Source organism: Bacillus sp. JST-5 (genome assembly GCF_057747715.1).
The window spans coordinates 1-21,954 of sequence record NZ_JBYLHW010000046.1 but is presented as its reverse complement, the minus strand read 5'-3'; the positions used below and the strand labels follow the sequence as shown (position 1 = coordinate 21,954).

Sequence of the window (21,954 nt, the reverse complement as noted above, 5' to 3'; positions counted from 1 at the left end):
TTGCCTTTTTTAGAACTTTTGCGGTTTAGAATTTCCAATTCCTTTGATTTTGGTGCTTGACATATTACCGCAGGACTATTTATCTTAATAATTAAGATAAAATATCTTAATTATTAAGATATTTTTTTGAACTTAATACAAATTCTATTCTATATCTGTAAAAGAATATACCGACTGGAGGTTTAAATCGTTCTAAGACTTGAGACTTATTTTATTTAATAAGAAGGCATCAAATATTTATAAATTAATATGATATAATTTTATAACTAAAAATATTTTGTTGCGAGGGATCACATGGGAAATGAACTTGAATCAATTGATCAATTGCATGCATCTCTATTAGATGCTACTAAACAACTATCTACTCAAACGATCTTATTTCATCAACACGTTGCAAAAAATCTCGGACTTAATATTACTGATCATAAATGTCTAGATTTTGTGGTGGAAATGGGTAGAGCAACAGCAGGACAATTGGCTGAATGGACAGGATTAACGACAGGAGCTATTACTAGCGTCCTAAATCGATTAGAAAAAGCTGGGTATATAAAAAGACGAAAAGACCCAAATGATTTAAGAGTAGTAATTGTTGAACCAAATTATAACCAACTTCATTCACTTAATGAAATATTTATACCATTAGCCATAGAAATGGAAAAATTACATCAAACGTACGATAAAAAAGAACTTGAAGTGATTTTAGATTACTTAGGAAAATCTAGAAATATTTTAAAACAACTTACAATTCATTTAAAAAATAAAAGCAAAAAGGAGCATGCTTCACTAAGTGATTCTACAAAAGTTAAATAAAAATAACTTGTATAAAAACGAATCATCATTTTCTTCATTGAAAATGATGATTCGTTAAATCAAATTTCATCAACTTTTTATTCCCAAGATCGTTGTAGGAAATTTTGTGTATAAAATTTTCGATATACCCCTACACCTAAATGGGTAAATTTTTTATTTAATAATGCTTCGCGATGACTCTTACTGTTTAACCATCCCATCATGACTGCAATGCTATCAGTATAATGGGCAGCAATATTTTCTCCGGCTGATTCATAAAAAATTTCTGCTTGTTTTAATCGATCGGACAAGTCTCCATAAGTCTCTGAAACATGGGAAAAATGATTCGATTCGTACATATCCATGCTATGTTTTAATGCAACTTCCGCTGTTTTTTTATCCCATTTCAACGGTTTAAATTTATATCTTTCTCTTAAAACATTTGTCATATCAAAGATTTGTTGTTCTGTAGCTCTTTCTGCTAACTTCCATTCCTCTTCCGAATCCGGTTCATTTTCTATTAAGGTTCCTCTATATGTTAAATCATATGGACGTTCGAGTAGAATGGTTTCTTTATCTAAAAAACGAATAGAAACAAGTTCATTTGTGAATTTATCTAAGTATAATTGCGCAAAAATATCTCCTAACTGTATTAATGGTCTAGAATTTACATCATCTTCAAACAGTTCAAAGCGATACGTACCTGAATCAAAATTAAACTCTATTTCAGTCTGTAATTCAACGGTTTTGTAAATACTTTCTAAATCTTGTCCGATTTTAAACGGATATACATTCAAATCATTTCCTAAAGCAAACAATGTAACAACAATACCATTCCTCACACCTATTTGCATATATTTACTGTTTTCTTTATTATAAATCCACCATTCATAATCATAAAAGGAAGGCTCCTTACGATCCGGTTCTCCTATTTCTTCTATTAATATTTCTGACGGCTGGCCAAGGTATGTTGATACCCCCTCATTTGGTCTTGGGTTCGCTACTTCTAATGATGCTTGTTCCAATTTTTTATCTTCTTCAGGATTTTCTGGCTGCTCTTCAACTAAAACGTCCTCAGTCTTATGATATTGATTTTTGAAATAGTTACTTATTAACAAAACCAAACATACAATTAATAAAATTTTTAATAAGTTTTTCAGTGGAACCCCTCCCACTCTATTAAAATATTGAAAGATTACTATAATATATGTAAAAACTTATAAATTATTATTAGAGAATCTATTTTTCTCTTTTTTGGTATAAATCTACTATTTTTACCATCATTATATACTTAATATTATTACACAAAAAGATGAAGACATGTGGAATCCACATGTCTAGTTTATTATTGTAATGTATTTGGATGGGAAGGTTCAGATATTTCGGTTAATGCTTCTTTTGCTTGATCATCGGTTAAGTGATTAACCGCTAAATCTCCAAGTGCTACAATTCCAAGAAGTTTGTCTCCTTGAACAACTGGTAGTCTTCGGATTTGATGACGTGCCATTAATCGTACAGCGTCTTCAGTAGAATCTTCCGGATTAATTGTGATTAAATTTTTACTCATAATTTCGCTAACTTTTGAAGTGGTTGGCGTATTTTCTGCAATACATCTTATTACGATATCACGATCCGTAATAATTCCAACTAGTTTTCCATTATCTACAATGGGCATTGCTCCAACATTTAATTCTTTCATCTTTGTGGCAACTTCATTTACGGTATCTAGCGGTGAGCAAACTTCCACCTCATCTGTCATTACGTCACGTACGATCCCCATCAAAACACTCCTTTCAAAAATTTCATTCGTTCAAACTTTATAGTAACCAAATGGAATAAATTTATTCTTTTTAAGGAGAAGATAAAAAAGTAATGGAATGATTGTGAACGTTTCATGTATTCATTGCAACTTTTCAGCAATTGCACTATTATTAAATAGGAGATGTAAGTATATAGGCTAAGCTCGGATTTTTTAGGAGGGAATAAAATGAAATTAGAAAATACGGGTTATGAAAATGTAAAAATTGATTTAAATCGATTAGATGAAATTATGTTTGAACACGGATTAATTCGTGCCGAACAATGGGACTATGACCGCGTTTCTTATGACCGTAAATTTGAATTAAAAGAAGGAACATTCTATTTACGTGTCTTTGGATATGCAGTTGAAGGTGATGTTGGTGCACATGATGCAACCATTCAATTAATGACACCGTTACTAGGAAAACACTATTATCCTCATGGTGTTGAATATGGTGAAGGTGAAAATTTCCCAAATTCTTTAGTTGCACAATGTAAGAAAATTTTAGAAGATGCAAAAGCAGAAATTGACATTTTTGCAGAATAAAAAGTTAAACGCATGACTGATTCATGCGTTTATTTTTTGCCTAAAATTTTATTGTGTACAAGTATAAAAAAATACTATAATCAAATTAATGAGTAAAAATAGGAAGGAGTACAACTTTGGTTCGATTTTTCAATAAACGTATTTTTTTAATTATTCTCTCTATATTAATCATAGCAGCATTATTTTATTTTATCTTACCACTGGCAGTACCATTAATTATTGCCTTTATTACTGCTTTATTATTGGAGCCACTAGTAAAGCTTTTGCAAAAAAGATTGAATATAAAAAGAAATCTATCAGTATTAATTGTATTTTTACTTTTATTATTGATTTTAGCCATTACATCGTATTTTACAGTAACAAAAGTTGTTACAGAAGTCATTAAATTTACAGAGAATGCACCTGCTTATATTAATGAATTAAGCGATGCATGGTTGTCCATACAAGAGCGGGTTATTTCGGCATCCAAAGATTTACCGAAAGAGTTTGTGCATAGTATGAATGGACAAATCCAATCCTTTCTAGCTAATGTAAAGAACGATTTATTAGCAATTATAAGCATTGATAATATAAAATCCATCATTACTTATATACCAACTTTTTTAGTTAATGTTTTAGTATACTTAATTGCGTTATTTTTATTTATGTTGGATATGCCAAGAGTGAAAAATAGCATTTTTTCTCACTTGAAAGATTCAACAAAAGAAAAAGTGGAATTTATGATCTCCCGCTTGTCAAATGTTGTCTTTGGATTTATGAAAGCTCAAGTTCTAGTTAGTATTATCATATTTATCGTATCACTTATTGGCTTACTCATTATCACTCCAGAAGTGGCAATCGTTATGTCGATCATCATATGGATTATTGATGTGATTCCCATTATTGGATCTATTGTCATTTTAGGACCATGGTTCGTTTTCCACTTTGCAACAGGTAACATTATATTAGGAACAAAACTAGCAATATTGGCTGCCATCTTACTAATTATTCGTAGAACTGTGGAACCTAAAGTAATGGGAAGTCACATCGGGCTTTCACCGCTCGCTACCTTAATTGCCATGTTCTTAGGATTGCAGATATTCGGAATTCTTGGATTCTTTATAGGACCTCTTATTTTAATCTTATTTAACTCCGCTAAAGAAGCAGGAATAATCAAAATGAATTTTAAAATCTAATAAAAAAATTGGCCAAAATAAGGCCAATTTTTTTATTGAACATTAAAATCCTAATATCGCTTTTATTAATGATGTCGTTTCTCCTCCGTCATATAGGACATATAATAACAAATAAACAACTACACCTGTCGATGCACTAAAAAACCAAACAACACTAGTAATGGGACCGATCTTTCGATGTTTTTCAAAACGATTTTTATAACCTAGCCACAATGTCACAAGTCCAAATACAGCACCTATCGTTGCTAGCGTTATATGAAAAATAAGAAAAATAGTATAGTATATTTTCATTTCGTCTGGTCCGCCAAAAGAAGTGTTCCCTATAAACAAAGTTCTACTTGAATAAATAGTAAAGAAAATAATAGCAAATATAGCCGCTAGCTTCATTGTTTTTTTATGTCCTTCAATATTTCTTTTCTTTACTTTTATCCAACCAATGGCAACTAGTATTGCACTAATGACAATACATGATGTACTTATTGTAGGTAAAATTGTACTCACTATTTTTCAATCCTCTCTCTCATCTTATGTACAGGCATATTTTAATCAAGAAGTTTTATTATTTCAAGATTTCAATTTTTATTTTCAAACAATTGTAACATCTCTGCAAATAAAAAAGAAAAGCTAATGCATAATACATTAGCTTCATTCTTTTAATAAGCGAGGTTCATATGATACATTCTCTTGGTTGTCTTTTTGTTCTTTTCGATACCATTGTAAAAATACGACAAATAATATAGAACCATATATAATCTCTTGGAGTATTTTCATAATTACTCCTCCAAGTTGCTGATCATATTTTGCAGGCATAAGATTAAACATTTCAGGACCGCTTAATGTCAATTGTGACAATAAATCTGCAGGTACACATAATTTCATAGCCTGCGCCCATAATTGTGGGTCAGTATATGTCGCATACATAGGACTATCAGCAAAAATTATTAACGCACATGCAGGAGTTAATAAGACACCGTCTGCAAATAAATAACCAATTTTTTTCAGCCCACTAAGTTGACGTTCTTCATCGTACTGATTCATTAATGGCCACCACATAAACATAGCAAAAATAAATAATACGAACGTATAGACTGAATGATAGATGACATCCGTTTTGATAAAGTCAAAAATAAACGGAACATGATAGAATGAAAACATTCCATTAAACATAATTAAGGCGATGATCGGTTTTGTGAAAAACTGAAAAAATTGCCTTATTACGCGAACTTTAAAAAATTGTTCCCACATCCAGTTAGGAATAGAAACTATTAATAAAGGGGGAATAAGCAAATAAAGGATAGCCATCGCAATCATATGAAAAGTAAACATAATATGACCTAATAGATCAACTGGAGAACCTTTTACTATATACAAAAGCATAATTGACAAAATAAAAAAAATTCCTTGTTTTTTCGTTAATGCTATCTCATTCGGATATCTTTGCTGACGTTTAAAAACTGAATAGAAGAAACCAATTGTAATGATAAATAAAAAAAGAAGGAAATAAGGACTCCATAATGCACGAAAACCGAACATTGATATTTCAAACATTGTGTGTCACCTCGTTTAAATACTAATACTTATTATACTCTTATACAAAATGCCCTGCAATGTAACGAAATGACAACTTCTTGACATTTAACTTGGTAAAGTTCGGAAACTCAAATCTTCAATTTTCAATGAAAAGGAAGGCAAATTTTTGCCTTCCTTTAAATATAGAAGATTAAAATTTGTAACGAATTACCACCAAATAATTGTTAGGAACGCTAAAACTGTTACAAATGCTACAACAACGCCTGAGAACATAAATATGGCAATTAATTCATGCCCTTTATGACTCATGTGCATAAAATAATAAAGTTGGAAAATCACTTGAATAACTGCCAATAGCAAAATAAATGGTACGACAAACCATGATGAGAAACCATCATAACCTACGGCTACAAAGGCAATAACCGTTAAGAAAATCATAAGTGCGAAGGAAATGACTTGATATCTCATTTCCTCAGCATTTTTTCTTTTTCTATATTTTATATCTACTCGTGGATTTCCAGAATTCATTTGCTGTTCCATTCTATCATCCCACCATTCCCATTAAATATACAACTGTGAAGATAAATACCCAAACAACGTCGATAAAGTGCCAATAAAGGCTAGCTACATAAAACTTCGGAGCGTTGTAAAGGTTTAAACCACGTTTTGCGTTTCTAATCATTAATGCCGTAATCCAACATAATCCAAATGCAACGTGGGCACCATGTGTACCAACAAGTGTATAGAAAGCAGAACCAAAGGCACTACTAGTAAAAGTATGACCAAACTCATGTACATAATGATAGAACTCATAAATTTCTAATATTAAGAATGCTAATCCAAGTAATACTGTAACTAGTAACCATGCTTGCATTTTTTGAAAGCTATAGTTCTTCATATGATACATAGCATATACGCTAGTTAATGAACTTGTTAAAAGAAGCATAGTTGCAACAAAAGCTAGCGGGATGCTAAAAATTTCTGTTGATAAAGCATGATCTCCAGTTGCAGGAACTTTATTTTTCAATGCTAAGTAGGTAGCGAAGAGAGAAGCAAACAATGCAGTCTCTCCGCCTAAAAATAACCAAAATCCTAAAAATTTATTTTTTCCTTCTAATGTTGCTTTTTCAGGTGATTCCGGCCAAGTTTGGGGTGTGAATTTTTCCTCTGCATGCATTACGCTTTTACCCCCTTATTCTCATCATCAATTAAATCTTCTTTATGAATATGGAATCCATGATCATCTTTTAGTGAACGTACGAGCATTGCTCCAAACGTAATAGCAAGACCAATGATTAATACAGGTACAGCCCACGGTTTTGCATCACCAATTTGATTTAATGGGTTGTACATTGCACCAAATGCAGCAATAAATAATCCCATTGAAATGATGAAAGGTAAAATTGATGGATTTGGCATATGAATGTCACCTAATGGTTCAGCTGGTGTCATTTCTTTCTTACCTTCCATTTTTTCAATCCAATATGGATCTAAACCACGTACAAGTGGAGTTTGTTTAAAGTTATAGAACGGTGGTGGTGATGGAATTGACCATTCTAATGTACGTCCATCTCCCCAAGGGTCGTTTCCAACTTTTTCGTTTTTCACAGATGTAATAATTACGTTTATTAGTAAAATAATTACCCCAGCAGCCATTAAGAATGCACCAATAGAACTAATAAAGTTTTGTGTATCCCAACCTTGGTTTGGTAGGTAAGTGAACACACGACGAGGCATTCCTAATAACCCTAAGAAATGTTGAATAAAGAATGTTAAATGGAAACCAATAAAGAACAATACGAATGTTATTTTTCCTAATGTCTCATTTAACATTGTTCCAAACATTTTTGGCCAGTAGTAGTGGGCACCAGCAAATAATGCAAATACTACCCCACCAACAATAACGTAATGGAAGTGTGCAACGATAAAGTAAGAATCATGTAACTGATAGTCTAGTGGTGCAGCCGCTTGCATAACACCTGTTACTCCACCCATGACGAATGATGGAATAAATGCAATCGCCCATAACATAGGTGTTGTAACTTTGATGCTTCCACCCCACATAGTAAACAACCAGTTAAAAATCTTAATACCTGTAGGAACAGCAATTGCCATTGTTGCAACGGCAAAGATTGCGTTAGCTACTGGACCCATACCTGTAGTGAACATATGGTGAGCCCATACCATGAATCCTAAAAATCCGATTAATACGGTTGCAAATACCATGGATGAATATCCAAATAGACGTTTTCTTGAGAAAACGGCAAAAATTTCAGAGAAAATACCGAATGCCGGTAAAACTAGAATATAAACTTCAGGGTGTCCGAAAATCCAGAATAAATGTTCCCAAATAATTGTATTTCCACCCATTGTTACATCAAAGAAGTTTGCTCCGAACAAGCGGTCAAACATTAAGAAAAAGATACCAACAGTTAATGGAGGAAATGCAAATAAAATTAAAGTTGATGCAACAAATGTTGTCCAAGTAAACAATGGCATACGCATAAATGTCATACCTGGAGCACGCATATTAATAATAGTTACAAGGAAGTTAATACCTCCCATTAACGTACCAAACCCTGAAATTTGCAAACCTAATGTATAAAAATCAATTCCGTGTGTAGGTGATGCCAAAGATAATGATGCATAGGATGTCCAACCAGCATCAGGAGCTCCACCTAAAAACCAAGATAAATTTAAGAAAACTCCACCAAAGAAAAACATCCAAAATCCTAATGCGTTTACAAATGGGAATGCAACGTCACGTGCACCGATTTGTAACGGAACGACTGCATTCATAAATGCAAATAATAGTGGCATAGCTGCCAAGAAAATCATCGTAGTACCGTGCATGGTTAAAATTTCATTATATAATCCTGCACTTAAGAAATCACTGTTTGGTTCCATTAGTTGAATACGAATCAACATTGCTTCAATACCACCGAGGATAAAAAACAATCCACCGGCTATTAAATAAAGGATCGCGATTTTTTTATGGTCAACAGTTGTTAAATAATCCCATATTGTCGCGCCGAATCCCTTCTTCTTTGCGTAGGTACTCACGATTAAGCCTCCCTTTATTCCTATTGTTGAACTTTAAGACCCATTAAGTATTCAATAATTGCATCTAACTCGTCAGATGTTAAAGGATCATAAGTGTTTGTCATTTTATTTCCAGGTTTAATTTCTTCTGGATTTTCTAACCATGCACGAAGATTTTCTTCGTTATGTTCTAATATACCAGCGACTCGTGAACGATCACCAAAGTCAGATAAGTTTGGTCCTACACCACCAGATTGTGCCGGACTAACCGCATGGCATCCAATACAACCTTTTTCAGTAAACACTTGTTCACCTTTAGCAGCTAAATCATTTTGAGGAGTTCGATCTTCAGCATTTTGCATTGCAACAACCCATTGATCAAACTCTTCTCTAGGAATTGCACGGACTTTAAAATCCATTAATGCGTGAGAAGGTCCGCATAGTTCAGCACATTTTCCATAGAATAAGTTGTTTGCTTCTTTAGCTTTTTTACTGTCAAACACTAAATAGAATTTGTTTTCATTATCAGTGTTTGTATCCATTTTACCGCCGACAGCAGGAATCCAGAATGAATGTTTTACATCAGAAGCTTTTAAATTAAAGAAAACTTTTTCGTCTGTTGGTACTACTAAATCTTGAGCAGTTGTAATTTTTAAATCTGGATATTCAAATTCCCACCAGTAAAGATTGGCACGAACATTGACAACCAATGCTTCACGATTTCCGTCTTTATCTTTTTTCTCCATTGCTTCTACATCAGCAAGACGGAATGTATCAATAACAGTAGGAACAGCAAGAATGAGAAGCAAGATAATTGGAATGGTCGTCCAAATAATTTCTAATTTATGACTTCCTTCCACTTGCTTAGGAATTTTATTTTCTTCATCTTTTTTTCTTCTAAAGCGTAATAACACAATGGCATAAATAATGACTACAACTGCAATAACTAAAACCATTATTGCGGTACTTAAAACCATTAAATCATATTGTGATTGAGCCACTTCACCGGCAGGATTTAACGTAGATAGATAAGGCTCTCCACAACCGGTTAGGAAAAGCGTCAGTAATGTGAATAATGAAAGCAGACGCCATTTTTTCATAGATTAATCAAACCCCTCTTTCATGATTGTTTCAATCAAAGTTTCAAATTGGAGAAACATTTGATTTTTCATTGCTAAGTTACTATGTATAATTTTTCATAGAATTTGGCTCATTGCACATCCAAGACCTTCAAAATGGAAAGGATCTTGAAAAAACAATTGTGAATGAGCCAAAATTGCGCTGTTTAACTTAGCTTTCCCTTAAATGAGCGTTACAATAACCATTGATACAAACATGATAGTCAGGTAATTAAGCGAATAAATAAACATCCAATTCGCCCATTTTAAATCATCCTTCATTTTAAATCCGTATAATCCTATTATTAACCAACCAATATTTAATAAGGTAGCTAATATTACAAATGGAATTCCTAGTTCAATTAAATAAAATGGAAGCGGTAATAATAACGCTACCCAAACAACCATTTGTCGTTTCGTTACATTAAAACCATAAACGACGGGAAGCATTGGAATCCCTGCAGCTCGATATTCCTCAGTTCGTTTCATAGCAAGTGCCCAAAAATGAGGTGGTTGCCAAATGAACATAATGAGGAACAACACCCAAGCTGCCGTATGAAGATTGGCATCAATTGCAGCCCATCCTATTAACGGTGGAACAGCACCAGAAATACTTCCAATAATTGTATTAATGGGATAATGGCGTTTTGACCAAAGAGAATAAAGAACGACATAACTAAAGACTCCAATAAGTCCAATAATACCAGCAGTTATCGTCGTTTGAAAAAGCATAGCGGTTCCAACCGTTATAAATAGAAAACCTACAATTAATGCAACTGACGGATGAAAACTACCTGACACTGTCGGGCGCGCCTTTGTTCGTTCCATCTTGTTGTCAATATCACGATCAATAAAGTTATTTAAACTACATGATCCAGCCATAACAAGAGCGGAACCAACTACGGCTAAAAGAACGGTGCTAATATTCGATAAAAATCGAAGATCATTAAATTGTAAAGCAAGCCAAATCCCTGCAAATACAGTAATTAGGTTTGAATTTACAATTCCTATTTTTATCAAAGCTAAAAAATCTTTTAGCACCGTAGATTTAGATATATTTTCATCGAGACTGTGATCGTCGCTATTGATCTCTGTCTCGTTGAAAACTTTAGAGTTAGACACTTCTTTTTCCTCCTTCCTTTTAGAAAGGCTGATATACTACAGTATATAACTATAAACTATTATGACACTAATTGCTACAGTTGCGCTATATAAAGTAGATAAATTCAAAGATTTGTCATATATTTTTTCGATTGTTCAAATCACTTTTTTCATCTTTATTAAAACATAAAAACATTCAATTTTGTGAAAAATTTTTGTATAGTTTTTGACTAATTTGTGACTTGTATAAAAAGATGCACCAAATTTTTTGTTTCAATCCCCACTATTCACTATAATATATGGGTGAATAAAAATTTTACATAACAAAATTATTTTACAAGAAAAATATTCTATATAAAATATATCCATATTTATTACTAACAAACATTCTTTCATCTTTCAACCATTTCTACTATAATGGACAAGAGATAAAATGTTTAAGAAACACTAGTGGAATATGATTGATTGGTTACTAATAAAGTAGGTGAAAAACATTGACAAAAGGGTTAAAAAAGCTGGCGGTTATCACAACGATCGGGATGCTGTTTGTGCTATTGGGTGGAGCGCTAGTTACTAAAACAGATTCCGGTGATGGGTGTGGACAATCATGGCCATTATGCCATGGTGAACTCATCCCTTCTAATATTGATACCGCTTTGATTATTGAACTATCTCACCGTGTCGTGTCAGGTGTTGTTGGAATTCTAGTTTTATTATTATCCGTTTTATCTTGGAAAAAAATTGGACATATACGTGAAACTAAATTTTTATCGATACTCTCCTTCTCATTTTTAGTTATTCAAGGATTAATTGGTGCTGCTGCAGTAATTTGGGGACAATCGGATTTTGTTCTTGCTATTCATTTTGGTATTTCTTTAATTTCGTTTGCAGCTGTTTTATTGTTGACCTTTTTAATCTTTGAGATTGATAAAAAATTCGAGGCAGAAAAATTAATTATCGACAATCGCATGAAAAAACATATCATCGGATTAACAATTTTTAGTTTCATTGTTGTTTATACCGGTGCATTAGTTAGACATTTAGAGGCAAGCATGATTTGTCCAAGCTGGCCACTGTGTACGCCAGGAAATTTCTCACTTCCTACAAATATTTATGAGTGGGTTCAAATGGGACATCGTGCATTAGCAGGAATCATCTTTTTATGGATTTTGTATGTTATGGTTTTAGCTATACGTCATTATCAACATCAACCGATTATGTATTACGGTTGGATCATTTCATTTATTCTAGTTTCATTACAAGTAATGGCTGGAGCGCTTGTTATTTTTACCCAACTTAATATTTTTATTGCATTATTGCATGCATTGTTTGTTTCATTACTTTTCGGTGTCTTTAGTTATTTCGTTCTACTTGTCACTCGTAGTAAGAAAAATGAAGCAAAATTGAATAATGCGATACAACAACAATTGGATCAAAAAGATACGATCTCTGATCACCCAGCAACCGTACAACCATAAAAGAACCGGCCAAAGCCGGTTCTTTTTTAGCCTATATTCGCTTATATCCTCAAATTTTTTCAGATCCACCAAAAGTCGAAATATGCACTATTTATTTTCCCACTAAAACAACTTGCATAGAATTTGAATTTTTTCATCCAAAAATATTTATGGAAATAAAAAATTAACCGGGAAATATCCCGGCATTTGATCAATTTTTATCAATTTCAAGTAACAATTGACCTTGTTGGATCGCATCACCATTATTAACATATACATCTTTAACCGTACCAGAAAATGGGGCTTGAATAGTTGTTTCCATTTTCATAGCTTCGGTAATCATTAAATGGTCTCCCTTATTGACTTTTTCTCCTGTTTTTACAAGTACTTTTAACACGGTACCTGGCATTGTTGCACCAATATGGCTTTCATTTTTCATATCAGCCATTTTCGTTTCAACTACTTTATCTTTTAAACTTTCATCTTTGATAATTACTTCCCTCGGTTGTCCGTTTAATTCAAAATATACTATTCTTGTCCCATCTGTTTGTGGTTGACCTATGGAAACAAGTTTAACAATTAACGTTTTTCCTTTTTCAATCTCAACTTCAATTTCTTCACCAAGTCTCATTCCATGGAAGAATGTCGGTGTATCGATGACAGAAATTTTTCCAAATTGGTCAATAGCTTTTATATAATCTAAAAATACTTTTGGATATAATGCATATGATAAAACTTCTAAATCTGTAACTTGACGATTGATTTCATTTGATAATTCTTCTTTTAATGCATCGAAATCGACATCGTCTAATAATTCACCTGGACGAACGGTAATTGGCTTTTTATTTTTTAATATCACTTTTTGCAGCTCTGTTGGGAATCCACCAGTTGGTTGACCTAGATACCCTTCAAAAAATTCTACAACTGAATCTGGAAAATCTATGTTTTCTCCACGTGAAAGGATATCTTCTTCTGATAAATCATTTTTCACCATAAATAATGCCATATCTCCTACTACTTTCGAAGATGGGGTTACTTTAACAATATCCCCAAACATTAAATTTACACGAGAATACATTTCTTTTACTTCTTCCCATCGATGACCAAGACCAACAGCTTTGGCTTGTTGTTGAAGATTACTATATTGTCCTCCAGGCATTTCATGTTGATAAATTTCTGTATGCGGTGCATTCATACCACTTTCAAAAAATGAATAATATTTTCTTACGTCTTCCCAATATTGAGAAAGTTTTTCTAATGCGAAAACATCCGCTTGAATGTTTCTATCTCTTCCTTCAACAGCATAATATAACGTGCTTGCACTCGGTTGTGACGTGAGACCAGCCATAGAACTAACAGCAGTATCGACAATATCTACTCCTGCATCAATTGCTCTAACATACATTGCAATACCATTGCCACTAGTGTCATGAGTGTGTAAATGAATTGGAATGTCAATCGTTTCTTTCAATTCTGAAATAAGCATGTAAGCTGCTTCAGGTTTTAAGAGTCCTGCCATATCTTTTATGGCTAAAATATGAGCACCAAGTGACTCAAGTTCTTTTGCTATTTCTTTATAATACGTTAAGTTATATTTTTTACGAGATGAATCTAATAAATCTCCCGTATAACAAATCGCTGCCTCAGCAATTTTTCCACTGTCTCTAACTGCTTGAATGGCTACTTCCATCCCTTTTACCCAGTTTAAACTGTCAAAAATTCTAAAGACATCAATACCTTCATGAGCGGATTTTTGAACAAATTCTCGAATTACATTATCCGGGTAATTTTTATATCCAACTGCATTAGAACCTCTTAATAACATTTGAAATAAAAGATTTGGTATTTTTTTTCGTAAAATTTGCAACCGCTCCCAAGGATCTTCTTTTAAAAAGCGATAAGCAACATCAAATGTGGCTCCTCCCCATAATTCAAGGGAAAATAAATTTGGAAGCAATTTCGCTGTTTGTTCTGCAATTTGTTTCAAATCATATGTGCGAACTCTTGTTGCAAGTAATGATTGATGGGCATCGCGAAAGGTTGTATCTGTTAATAAAACATCTTTTTGCTCTTTTAACCAACGGACAACCCCTTCCGGCCCTTTTTGTTCTAATAATTGTTTCGTACCATCATAAAGAGTTTGACCATTCAGTTTTGGTATTCTAGGTTCGGTGTAAAGAGGTTTTTGTACTTTCCCTATCCCAGGAAATCCGTTTACGGTAACAGTTCCAATGTATGTTAACATTTTAGTCCCACGATCTTTACTTTCTGGGAATATAAATAATTCAGGCGTAGTATCTATAAAAGAAGTATCGTATTCTCCTGATTGGAATTTCGGATGTTTCATCACATTTTCTAAGAATGGAATGTTTGTCTTAATTCCACGAATACGAAACTCTCTTAAATTTCGTATCATTTTCGATACGGCTTGTTCAAAAGTTAATGCCCAAGTGGAAACTTTCACCAATAAAGAATCATAATAAGGGGTAATAACGGCCCCTTGAAATCCGTTTCCAGCATCTAAACGAACACCGAATCCCCCACCGCTACGATAAGCCATAATTTTTCCCGTATCCGGCATAAATTGATTTAGCGGATCTTCTGTTGTTACGCGAGATTGAATTGAATAACCGTGTGTGATTATTTTTTCTTGCGTTGGTATTCCAACGACACCACTATGCAATTGGTGACCTTCAGCAATTAGAATTTGAGATTGAACGATATCAATACCAGTAATAAGTTCGGTAATTGTATGCTCAACTTGAATTCTTGGGTTTACCTCTATAAAATAGAAGTCCTCACCAGATACTAAAAATTCCACAGTACCAGCATTCACATAGTTTTCATTCTTCATTAGCCGGACGGCTGCCTGACAAATTTTTTCTCTTAATGACTCTGATAATGAAACGGATGGAGCTACTTCTACCACTTTTTGATGTCTACGTTGAACGGAGCAATCTCTTTCAAATAAATGAACAATATTTCCGTATTGATCTCCTAAAATTTGAACTTCGATATGTTTAGGATTTTCAATAAATTTTTCCACATAAACTTGGTCGCTGCCAAAAGAAGTCTTCGCCTCTGATGTAGCACGTTCAAACGCTTCTTTTACTTCTTCTAAATGACGGACAATACGCATTCCACGTCCACCGCCACCTAATGCGGCTTTAATAATTAACGGAAAACCGTATGTTTTACCAAATTGAACGATATCCTCCAAATTATTTAAAGGTTTACCTGGAATGACTGGGATGTTTGCTCTTTCTGCTGCTTGGCGAGCTTTAATTTTATCACCGAAAATGTCTAAATGATAGGTGTTCGGTCCGATAAAAATAATTCCTTCTTCTTCACATCTTCGAGCAAACTCTATATTTTCGGATAAAAATCCGTATCCAGGATGGATAGCATCTACTTCACAGTTTTTGGCAATCCGAATAATATCTTCAATGTCTAAATATGCTTCTATCGGTTTCTTACCTTCACCAACTAAATACGCTTCATCAGCTTTATATCGGTGATAAGCTCCTGAATCTTCCTTAGAATAAATCGCTACCGTTCGAATATTTAATTCCGTGCAAGCACGAAATACTCGAATAGCTATTTCTCCTCGATTGGCAACCAATACTTTGTTAATTTTTCTTGCCATATACTCACCCCATTTGTCTAGTAGAGAAATTTAATGAAAATTAGTAGGACCACTTAATTTTTGAAGTTTTTATTTCTTCATTTTCTACCTTTTTTTTCTTATAATTCAGTTCATAGTTTGTAAACATTGAAACATTTAATATTATTCCAATCCCTATTGATAATACAAGTAGGGATGAACCACCATAACTAACAAAAGGAAGGGTAACCCCTGTTAACGGGATGAGTCCAGTTGCTCCTCCTAAATTAATAAATGACTGGATCCCAATCATTCCAGAAACACCAAAAGCCAATAAACTTCCAAATGGATCTCGACATTTCATCCCAATATAAAAACCTCTTAATGTAAGAAAACCAAGTGAAAAAATGACAAAACCTACTCCGTAAATGCCTAATTCCTCTGATACAATACTTATAATAAAATCGGTATGAGCCTCAGGCAAATACCCTAATTTTTGAATACTTTTTCCTAAACCTACCCCTGTTAAACCACCGTTTCCAATAGCTATGTATGAATTTACGACTTGGTATCCTTCTGTCTGTTCATATTCGAAAGGGTTGATAAAACTGTTTAACCGTCCAATTCGGTTTTCGGTTAATATTTCATCCTTTTTCATAAGTAAAAAAGGAGAAATAAATAATAATAGCGCTAGTCCAATCATGAACAGTTTAAACAAGTTTTTCCATCCCATACCTGAACATAAAACAATAATGCATCCGATCGCAAAAATAATTGATGCTGTCCCGATATCTGGCTGTATTGCAACTAAACAACATGCAATAACTAAATAAACTAACGGGGGCACGGCTCCTTTGTTAAATTGATCGATATATTTTTGTTTTTTTGCATAAACTGCAGACATATATACAATGACACACAGTTTTACAAATTCCCCTGGCTGAATACTTCTGCTTCCTAAATCGAACCAGCTTTGTGCGTTATTAGCAACAATTCCAAAGAAAAATAACCCTATTAATCCAACTAGCGAAAGGAAAACGATAGGGATCAAAAATTTATTGCTTTTCATGATTTTATATGGAAAGATAGCTGCTATGAGAAAGGCAAAAAACGCAATGATTAAGTTTAAGAGCTGCTTTTTATAAAAAAAATCACTTTCTAGACCGTTTGCTACTGCGGTAATCATGCTCGCACTATAAACCATGACTAACCCGAAGATTGATAAAATGATGTAAACAATAAGAATTGAATAGTCATAGGATTTTAGTATATTTTTGATCATACTTATCTTCCAATCTAAAAGGTTATCTAAAATTATATTTCTTGATTAATATTCGATTATCCTTGTTTTTTTGTGTATGAAATTTTAACCAAATCTATTAGGATTGAATAAAAAACTCAAACAATTGCTAAGTCAACTGTTTGAGTTTTCAAAACTATTACTTTTTCATAAAGGCTTCGTGTAATTCAGATAACTTTCTTTCTAAAGAATCTAACAATTCTTTACCGTCTTTTTCATCGACTAAACCAAGCCTTACAGCAAAATCTATTTCACGGGATAAGCCAAACATTTGGGTGTCCAATACTTCCTCATATAAAGGGCATTGGGGCATCGTTAAGTTATCCATCTGTACTTGAATTAATTTTAATATTTTTTCAGCATCAGCCTTTAATATTTCGTAGGCTTTTTCCCTATGATTCGTTTTCGTTTCTGACGCCACCATTCATCCCCCTTTAAGGTACAATCGGAAAATACTTCTTAATAAATTTTACCTTCAATAATATATTTTTGCAAGAATAATAAAAATGGAATTGTCTCGATGATCCTTGTAAGAAAAGACATTTTCATATTTTTCCTGACGCACTTTATTAATTTTGGAGTCATGGATCTATCGGCTAAAAAATACTTAAATTATATTTTCGGTTCATCAATTCTAATAACTTCCAACCACCAATACTATTCCCTTTTTCATCTAACGCTGGTCCGTAGACGCCAATACCATATCGATTTGGTACTACTCCCAAGATTCCGCCGGACACACCACTTTTTGCTGGAATGCCCACTTTTATCGCAAATTCGCCCGATGCATTATACATACCGCAAGTAACCATAAACGTATTGCAAATTCTAGTTACATTCATGGGGATAATTTCCATACCAGTAAATGGGTCCTTTCCATTATTAGCAAAAACAGCTCCTATTCTTGCCAAATCTAAACAATTTACCTCAATGGCACATTGACGGGTATATAATTCTAATAATTCTTCTACATCACCGTCATATAAACCATGTTCTTTTAAAAAATAACAGAAAGCTCGATTTAAAAAAGCAGTTTCAAATTCAGAAAAAGCAACTTCTTCGTTATAGGTGATTGTATCATTATTTGCTAATCTCCGAACAAACTGAACAAATCCCTCCCATTTTAATTCCTTATTCTTACCGACAAGCAAACTTGTTACCGCTAATGCACCTGCATTAATCATCGGATTCAAAGGTTTTTTCGTATCTAATAACTCAAGCTTAACAATGGAGTTAAATGGATCACCTGTTGGTTCCATCCCAACTTTCTCAAATACTTTTTCAAAACCAATCTCACAAAGACAATAGGCGAGCGTTAATATTTTTGATATACTCTGTAACGTAAACAATTTCTTATAATTACCAGCAAAAAAACAGTTTCCATGTAAATCTAATACAGCAATCGATAAATCGTTTTTATTAGCGTTGCTAAGTGCAGGAATATAAGTGGCAAGTTTTCCTTGATTCGTTATAGGGAGGGCTTTTTCTATCAATTGACTTAATTCCTCACTACTTTGACACATTGCTACTTCCTCCTTTCTGTTAGTTTGAAACAAATTTATGTAATTCATCCGAAAGTAGGAATCATTGTATAGCTATAAAAAATAACATATACTCAATTAGAGGTGAAAATAATGAAAGATATCATTTCTTTTAAAGGAAAAGTAAAATTCCCGATAACGATTGATCCGAGTGTTTGGATTTTTGATGATCGCCGTATTGATTTATCTGCATATTTTGAAAAGGAACATGTGCAAATAGATGAAGAAGAGGAATATAAAAAGTCTATATCTAAACATTGGGATAGAGAAATTAGGGAAGGAGCCGTTTTTCCTCCTACGTTAAAAACAGAACGAAAATTTGAAAAGGAAAAAGTGTTAACGGGGACTTTTGGAATGCCACTAGCACCTTTCATTCAAAACGCAGAACCTGATGAAAGTGCTAATACTTTAGTTATTGAAACAGATCAGGATGAATTTTCTTTTTCTATTGAAAAAGCAAAAGAATTTATCTTGCAATTTTCTATAAATGGTAAACCTCTCCGAGAAGATGGACCTGTTTACGTGATTTTTGGAGATGGTTCCAATCGAGATAACCCGATTAAAAATGTTAATGCTTTTAGAATTGAATGATTCTCATAAAAATGGAAGATCTGCCTTTATCATTAGGCAAATCTTCCATTTTTATAAAATATGTGCCGATAATTGGGCTAATTCGGAACGCTCTCCTTTTAACAATTTAACATGACCAGCAAGCCGTTGGTCTTTAAATTTTTCTACTACATACGTTAGTCCATTATTATATTCGTCTAAATATGGATGATCAATTTGTTCTGGGTCCCCCATTAAAACAATTTTACTGCGTTCTCCCACCCTAGTCAGAATGGTTTTCACTTCATGTTTCGTTAAATTCTGTGCTTCATCAATAATGATAAATTGGTCTGGAATACTTCTGCCCCTAATGTAAGTGAGCGCTTCAATTTCTATAGAACCGATTCCTGCTAGAATATTTTCAATTTCTCCTTGCTTCTTCACATTGAAAAGAAATTCTAAGTTATCGATAATTGGTTGCATCCATGGCCTTAATTTTTCTTGTTTTTCTCCAGGTAAAAACCCTAAATCTTTTCCTACTGGAACAATTGGACGCGCAACGAGTAATTTATTGTATGCTCGAAAATCTTCTGTTAACATGAGGCCAGCAGCTAAAGCAATTAATGTTTTCCCTGTTCCTGCTTTTCCGACTAACGTAACAAGAGGAATATCTTGTCTTAGCAATAAGTCAAATGCCATTAATTGCTGAACATTTCTTGGTTTAATTCCCCATACTTGATCTTGCATGGGATTGAGTTTTTTTATCATTCCACTAATGGAATCAACGATCCCTAGAGCTGAAGACGAAGGATTTTCAGGTTTTTTCATAATCACATATTGATTAGGATATAACAACATATTAGAAACGCTTTCTATTTCTATTTTCCCTTCCTTATAAAAATGAGCCAACTGTTCATTTGTTACATACATTTCTTGAAATCCTGTATACATTTCATCAACATTAATCACTCGATCATTCAAAAAATCTTCCGCCATTAAACCGAGCGCATCCGCTTTCACTCGAACTAAAGCATCTTTACTAACTAAAATAACCGGGCGTCCATTTTCTTTTCGTTCTTCTTCTAGTGATAAATTTTTGGCAATCGCTAATATTCGATTATCATTTGTTTTTTCTAAAAATATATCTTGAAGTTCGTGAAAAGAACGATGATTTAATTCAATCCGTAAAACGCCACCGTTATTTAGTTGGATATTTTCATGAAGTTTTCCATTTTGTCTTAACTGATCAATAAGCTTAGATACTAAGCGTGCATTTCTTCCAATTTCATCCATATTTCTTTTTTTGGAATCCAATTCTTCTAATACGACTGCAGGAATCACCACTTCATTATCTTCAAATGAAAAAATGGAATAGGGATCTTGTAATAAGACATTTGTATCTAATACATAAATTTTCCCCAAAAGAATGCCTCCTGTTAAAAAATTCTGAATAGTATTCTTACCATAGAATATGTGATTAAATCTTAATCATCTACTCAAAAAAACGATGAATAAGCCTATTTTTAGTGAGAACCAAGTTTTCTAAAATATATGTCTTCATGCATAAAGATAGAAGGAATTTTACAAACTAACAGTAAGACTTCCTATAAAGAGGTGAATCATCTTGCTTAAATATTTTTTTACCATTGTAATAACAGCAGCTCTTATACTGATAGGATGTAATCATGACAATAATGATACAGCAAAAAATAACAATAACGAAAACGGAGTTGTTCCGGTTCGAAATACTGAAGATCAAAAGTATGATCGTATTTCTTCTCAAAAAAAAGCTGAACATTTAGTTAAACTAGCTTCTGGTGTTCCAGGAGTGAAAGATGCCACAGCTGTTGTTTTAGGTAATATTGCCGTTGTTGGAATAGATGTGGATGCGAAGTTAGAACGTTCCGATGTAGATTCCATTAAATATACAGTAGCAGAAAGTTTGAAAGATGATCCTCATGGAGCAGATGCTATTGTCATTGCAGATCCTGATGTAATGGAAAGATTAAGAGAGATTAATGAAGATATTAAAAATGGTGCCCCAATTATGGGGATTATGAATGAGCTTTCTGATATCGTCGGTCGACTAATGCCCGAAGTTCCGGCGGATTTAGAAGATCCAAAACCAAAAAATGCCGTAGATCAACCAAAAGATAAACTGAATAAAAAGAACGAAAAGCAAAACTTAGAGGATAAGCAAGAAAAACAGTCCAATCATTATAAAGACAAACCTTGATAGACATTCCTTTGATGGGGCTGTCCGATAAGTCCCTAAAATGAAGCAAGTGGAGAAAAACAATTCGTTTCTCTCCACTTGCTTTTATATTTTTTCGATTTTTATCTGAAAGTAGCTGGCGGATGCCGGCTACTTTCAGGAAGTTGTGGGCTAATGCCACAATCC

Annotated in this window: 20 protein-coding genes; 6 read left to right on the top strand and 14 right to left on the bottom strand. The window is 33.4% G+C overall.

Going from position 1 to position 21,954, the window contains the following annotated elements:
* The first annotated feature begins 294 nt into the window (after positions 1-294).
* Complete coding sequence (locus AC3ASS_RS09960; protein WP_488283379.1) at positions 295-810, top strand: MarR family winged helix-turn-helix transcriptional regulator; 516 nt, start codon at positions 295-297, stop codon at positions 808-810.
* A gap of 77 nt (positions 811-887) precedes the next feature.
* Here the strand turns inward: AC3ASS_RS09960 and AC3ASS_RS09955 are convergent, their stop codons facing one another.
* Positions 888-1,907 (bottom strand): CAP domain-containing protein, encoded by a 1,020-nt coding sequence (locus AC3ASS_RS09955; RefSeq protein ID WP_488283378.1) that lies wholly within the window; start codon positions 1,905-1,907, stop codon positions 888-890.
* A gap of 227 nt (positions 1,908-2,134) precedes the next feature.
* Positions 2,135-2,569, bottom strand: a complete 435-nt coding sequence (locus tag AC3ASS_RS09950) for a CBS domain-containing protein (protein ID WP_488283377.1) — start codon at positions 2,567-2,569, stop codon at positions 2,135-2,137.
* Between the two features lie 207 nt (positions 2,570-2,776).
* Between AC3ASS_RS09950 and AC3ASS_RS09945 the strand changes: the two genes are divergently transcribed.
* Together AC3ASS_RS09945 and ytvI are read left to right on the top strand one after the other, a co-directional pair.
* Positions 2,777-3,136: a YugN family protein gene (locus AC3ASS_RS09945; protein WP_488283376.1), complete on the top strand. Its 360-nt coding sequence runs from the start codon at positions 2,777-2,779 to the stop codon at positions 3,134-3,136.
* A gap of 116 nt (positions 3,137-3,252) precedes the next feature.
* A complete protein-coding gene (gene ytvI / locus AC3ASS_RS09940) occupies positions 3,253-4,311 on the top strand; it encodes a sporulation integral membrane protein YtvI (protein WP_488283375.1) in 1,059 nt (352 codons plus the stop codon).
* Positions 4,312-4,353: 42 nt separating this feature from the next.
* Here the strand turns inward: ytvI and AC3ASS_RS09935 are convergent, their stop codons facing one another.
* The 7 genes from AC3ASS_RS09935 to cyoE form a co-directional block, all read right to left on the bottom strand.
* Positions 4,354-4,815 (bottom strand): DUF420 domain-containing protein, encoded by a 462-nt coding sequence (locus AC3ASS_RS09935; RefSeq protein ID WP_488283380.1) that lies wholly within the window; start codon positions 4,813-4,815, stop codon positions 4,354-4,356.
* Between the two features lie 141 nt (positions 4,816-4,956).
* Complete coding sequence (ctaG, locus tag AC3ASS_RS09930; RefSeq protein WP_488283374.1) at positions 4,957-5,859, bottom strand: cytochrome c oxidase assembly factor CtaG; 903 nt, start codon at positions 5,857-5,859, stop codon at positions 4,957-4,959.
* A 189-nt stretch (positions 5,860-6,048) separates the two neighbouring features.
* Positions 6,049-6,381, bottom strand: coding sequence for a cytochrome c oxidase subunit IVB (ctaF, locus tag AC3ASS_RS09925; protein ID WP_488283373.1), 333 nt, complete (start codon positions 6,379-6,381; stop codon positions 6,049-6,051).
* 4 nt (positions 6,382-6,385) lie between these two features.
* Positions 6,386-7,018: a cytochrome (ubi)quinol oxidase subunit III gene (locus AC3ASS_RS09920; RefSeq protein WP_488283372.1), complete on the bottom strand. Its 633-nt coding sequence runs from the start codon at positions 7,016-7,018 to the stop codon at positions 6,386-6,388.
* On the bottom strand, positions 7,018-8,904 hold the full coding sequence (ctaD, locus tag AC3ASS_RS09915; protein WP_488283371.1) for a cytochrome c oxidase subunit I: 1,887 nt from the start codon (positions 8,902-8,904) through the stop codon (positions 7,018-7,020). Before ctaD ends, AC3ASS_RS09920 begins: the two co-directional genes overlap by 1 nt.
* 20 nt (positions 8,905-8,924) lie before the next feature.
* The gene (coxB, locus tag AC3ASS_RS09910) at positions 8,925-9,983 is read right to left on the bottom strand and encodes a cytochrome c oxidase subunit II (RefSeq protein ID WP_488283370.1); all 1,059 of its coding nucleotides are present in this window, start codon (positions 9,981-9,983) and stop codon (positions 8,925-8,927) included.
* Positions 9,984-10,184: 201 nt separating this feature from the next.
* A complete protein-coding gene (gene cyoE / locus AC3ASS_RS09905) occupies positions 10,185-11,123 on the bottom strand; it encodes a heme o synthase (protein ID WP_488283369.1) in 939 nt (312 codons plus the stop codon).
* A gap of 473 nt (positions 11,124-11,596) precedes the next feature.
* Between cyoE and AC3ASS_RS09900 the strand changes: the two genes are divergently transcribed.
* Positions 11,597-12,580 carry a COX15/CtaA family protein gene (locus AC3ASS_RS09900; RefSeq protein ID WP_488283368.1) on the top strand — a complete coding sequence of 328 codons (984 nt, stop codon included), beginning with the start codon at positions 11,597-11,599 and terminating at the stop codon, positions 12,578-12,580.
* Between the two features lie 190 nt (positions 12,581-12,770).
* On the opposite strand, the gene pyc is transcribed toward AC3ASS_RS09900, so the two are convergent.
* The 4 genes from pyc to glsA form a co-directional block, all read right to left on the bottom strand.
* Entirely contained in the window at positions 12,771-16,205 is a 3,435-nt protein-coding gene (gene pyc / locus AC3ASS_RS09895; RefSeq protein WP_488283367.1) for a pyruvate carboxylase, read from the bottom strand.
* Between the two features lie 40 nt (positions 16,206-16,245).
* Complete coding sequence (locus AC3ASS_RS09890) at positions 16,246-17,445, bottom strand: FtsW/RodA/SpoVE family cell cycle protein (protein ID WP_488283366.1); 1,200 nt, start codon at positions 17,443-17,445, stop codon at positions 16,246-16,248.
* 157 nt (positions 17,446-17,602) lie between these two features.
* The gene (locus tag AC3ASS_RS09885) at positions 17,603-17,884 is read right to left on the bottom strand and encodes an Fpa/YlaN family protein (protein WP_488283365.1); all 282 of its coding nucleotides are present in this window, start codon (positions 17,882-17,884) and stop codon (positions 17,603-17,605) included.
* Between the two features lie 175 nt (positions 17,885-18,059).
* On the bottom strand, positions 18,060-18,986 hold the full coding sequence (gene glsA, locus AC3ASS_RS09880; protein ID WP_488283364.1) for a glutaminase A: 927 nt from the start codon (positions 18,984-18,986) through the stop codon (positions 18,060-18,062).
* Between the two features lie 111 nt (positions 18,987-19,097).
* Between glsA and AC3ASS_RS09875 the strand changes: the two genes are divergently transcribed.
* Positions 19,098-19,595, top strand: a complete 498-nt coding sequence (locus AC3ASS_RS09875) for a peptidyl-prolyl cis-trans isomerase (RefSeq protein WP_488283363.1) — start codon at positions 19,098-19,100, stop codon at positions 19,593-19,595.
* A 51-nt stretch (positions 19,596-19,646) separates the two neighbouring features.
* Here AC3ASS_RS09875 and AC3ASS_RS09870 read toward each other — a convergent pair whose 3' ends face one another.
* Positions 19,647-20,975: a PhoH family protein gene (locus AC3ASS_RS09870; protein WP_488283362.1), complete on the bottom strand. Its 1,329-nt coding sequence runs from the start codon at positions 20,973-20,975 to the stop codon at positions 19,647-19,649.
* A 202-nt stretch (positions 20,976-21,177) separates the two neighbouring features.
* Between AC3ASS_RS09870 and AC3ASS_RS09865 the strand changes: the two genes are divergently transcribed.
* Positions 21,178-21,789 carry a YhcN/YlaJ family sporulation lipoprotein gene (locus AC3ASS_RS09865; protein ID WP_488283361.1) on the top strand — a complete coding sequence of 204 codons (612 nt, stop codon included), beginning with the start codon at positions 21,178-21,180 and terminating at the stop codon, positions 21,787-21,789.
* The last annotated feature ends 165 nt before the right edge of the window (positions 21,790-21,954 follow it).

Coding starts and splice junctions, on each gene's coding strand:
- AC3ASS_RS09960 (WP_488283379.1), top strand. CDS start 295: ATGGGAAATGAACTTGAATCAATTGATCAATTGCATGCATCTCTATTA.
- ctaF (WP_488283373.1), bottom strand. CDS start 6,381: ATGGAACAGCAAATGAATTCTGGAAATCCACGAGTAGATATAAAATAT.
- AC3ASS_RS09890 (WP_488283366.1), bottom strand. CDS start 17,445: ATGATCAAAAATATACTAAAATCCTATGACTATTCAATTCTTATTGTT.
- AC3ASS_RS09950 (WP_488283377.1), bottom strand. CDS start 2,569: ATGGGGATCGTACGTGACGTAATGACAGATGAGGTGGAAGTTTGCTCA.
- AC3ASS_RS09945 (WP_488283376.1), top strand. CDS start 2,777: ATGAAATTAGAAAATACGGGTTATGAAAATGTAAAAATTGATTTAAAT.
- AC3ASS_RS09920 (WP_488283372.1), bottom strand. CDS start 7,018: ATGCATGCAGAGGAAAAATTCACACCCCAAACTTGGCCGGAATCACCT.
- coxB (WP_488283370.1), bottom strand. CDS start 9,983: ATGAAAAAATGGCGTCTGCTTTCATTATTCACATTACTGACGCTTTTC.
- glsA (WP_488283364.1), bottom strand. CDS start 18,986: ATGTGTCAAAGTAGTGAGGAATTAAGTCAATTGATAGAAAAAGCCCTC.
- AC3ASS_RS09875 (WP_488283363.1), top strand. CDS start 19,098: ATGAAAGATATCATTTCTTTTAAAGGAAAAGTAAAATTCCCGATAACG.
- pyc (WP_488283367.1), bottom strand. CDS start 16,205: ATGGCAAGAAAAATTAACAAAGTATTGGTTGCCAATCGAGGAGAAATA.
- ctaG (WP_488283374.1), bottom strand. CDS start 5,859: ATGTTTGAAATATCAATGTTCGGTTTTCGTGCATTATGGAGTCCTTAT.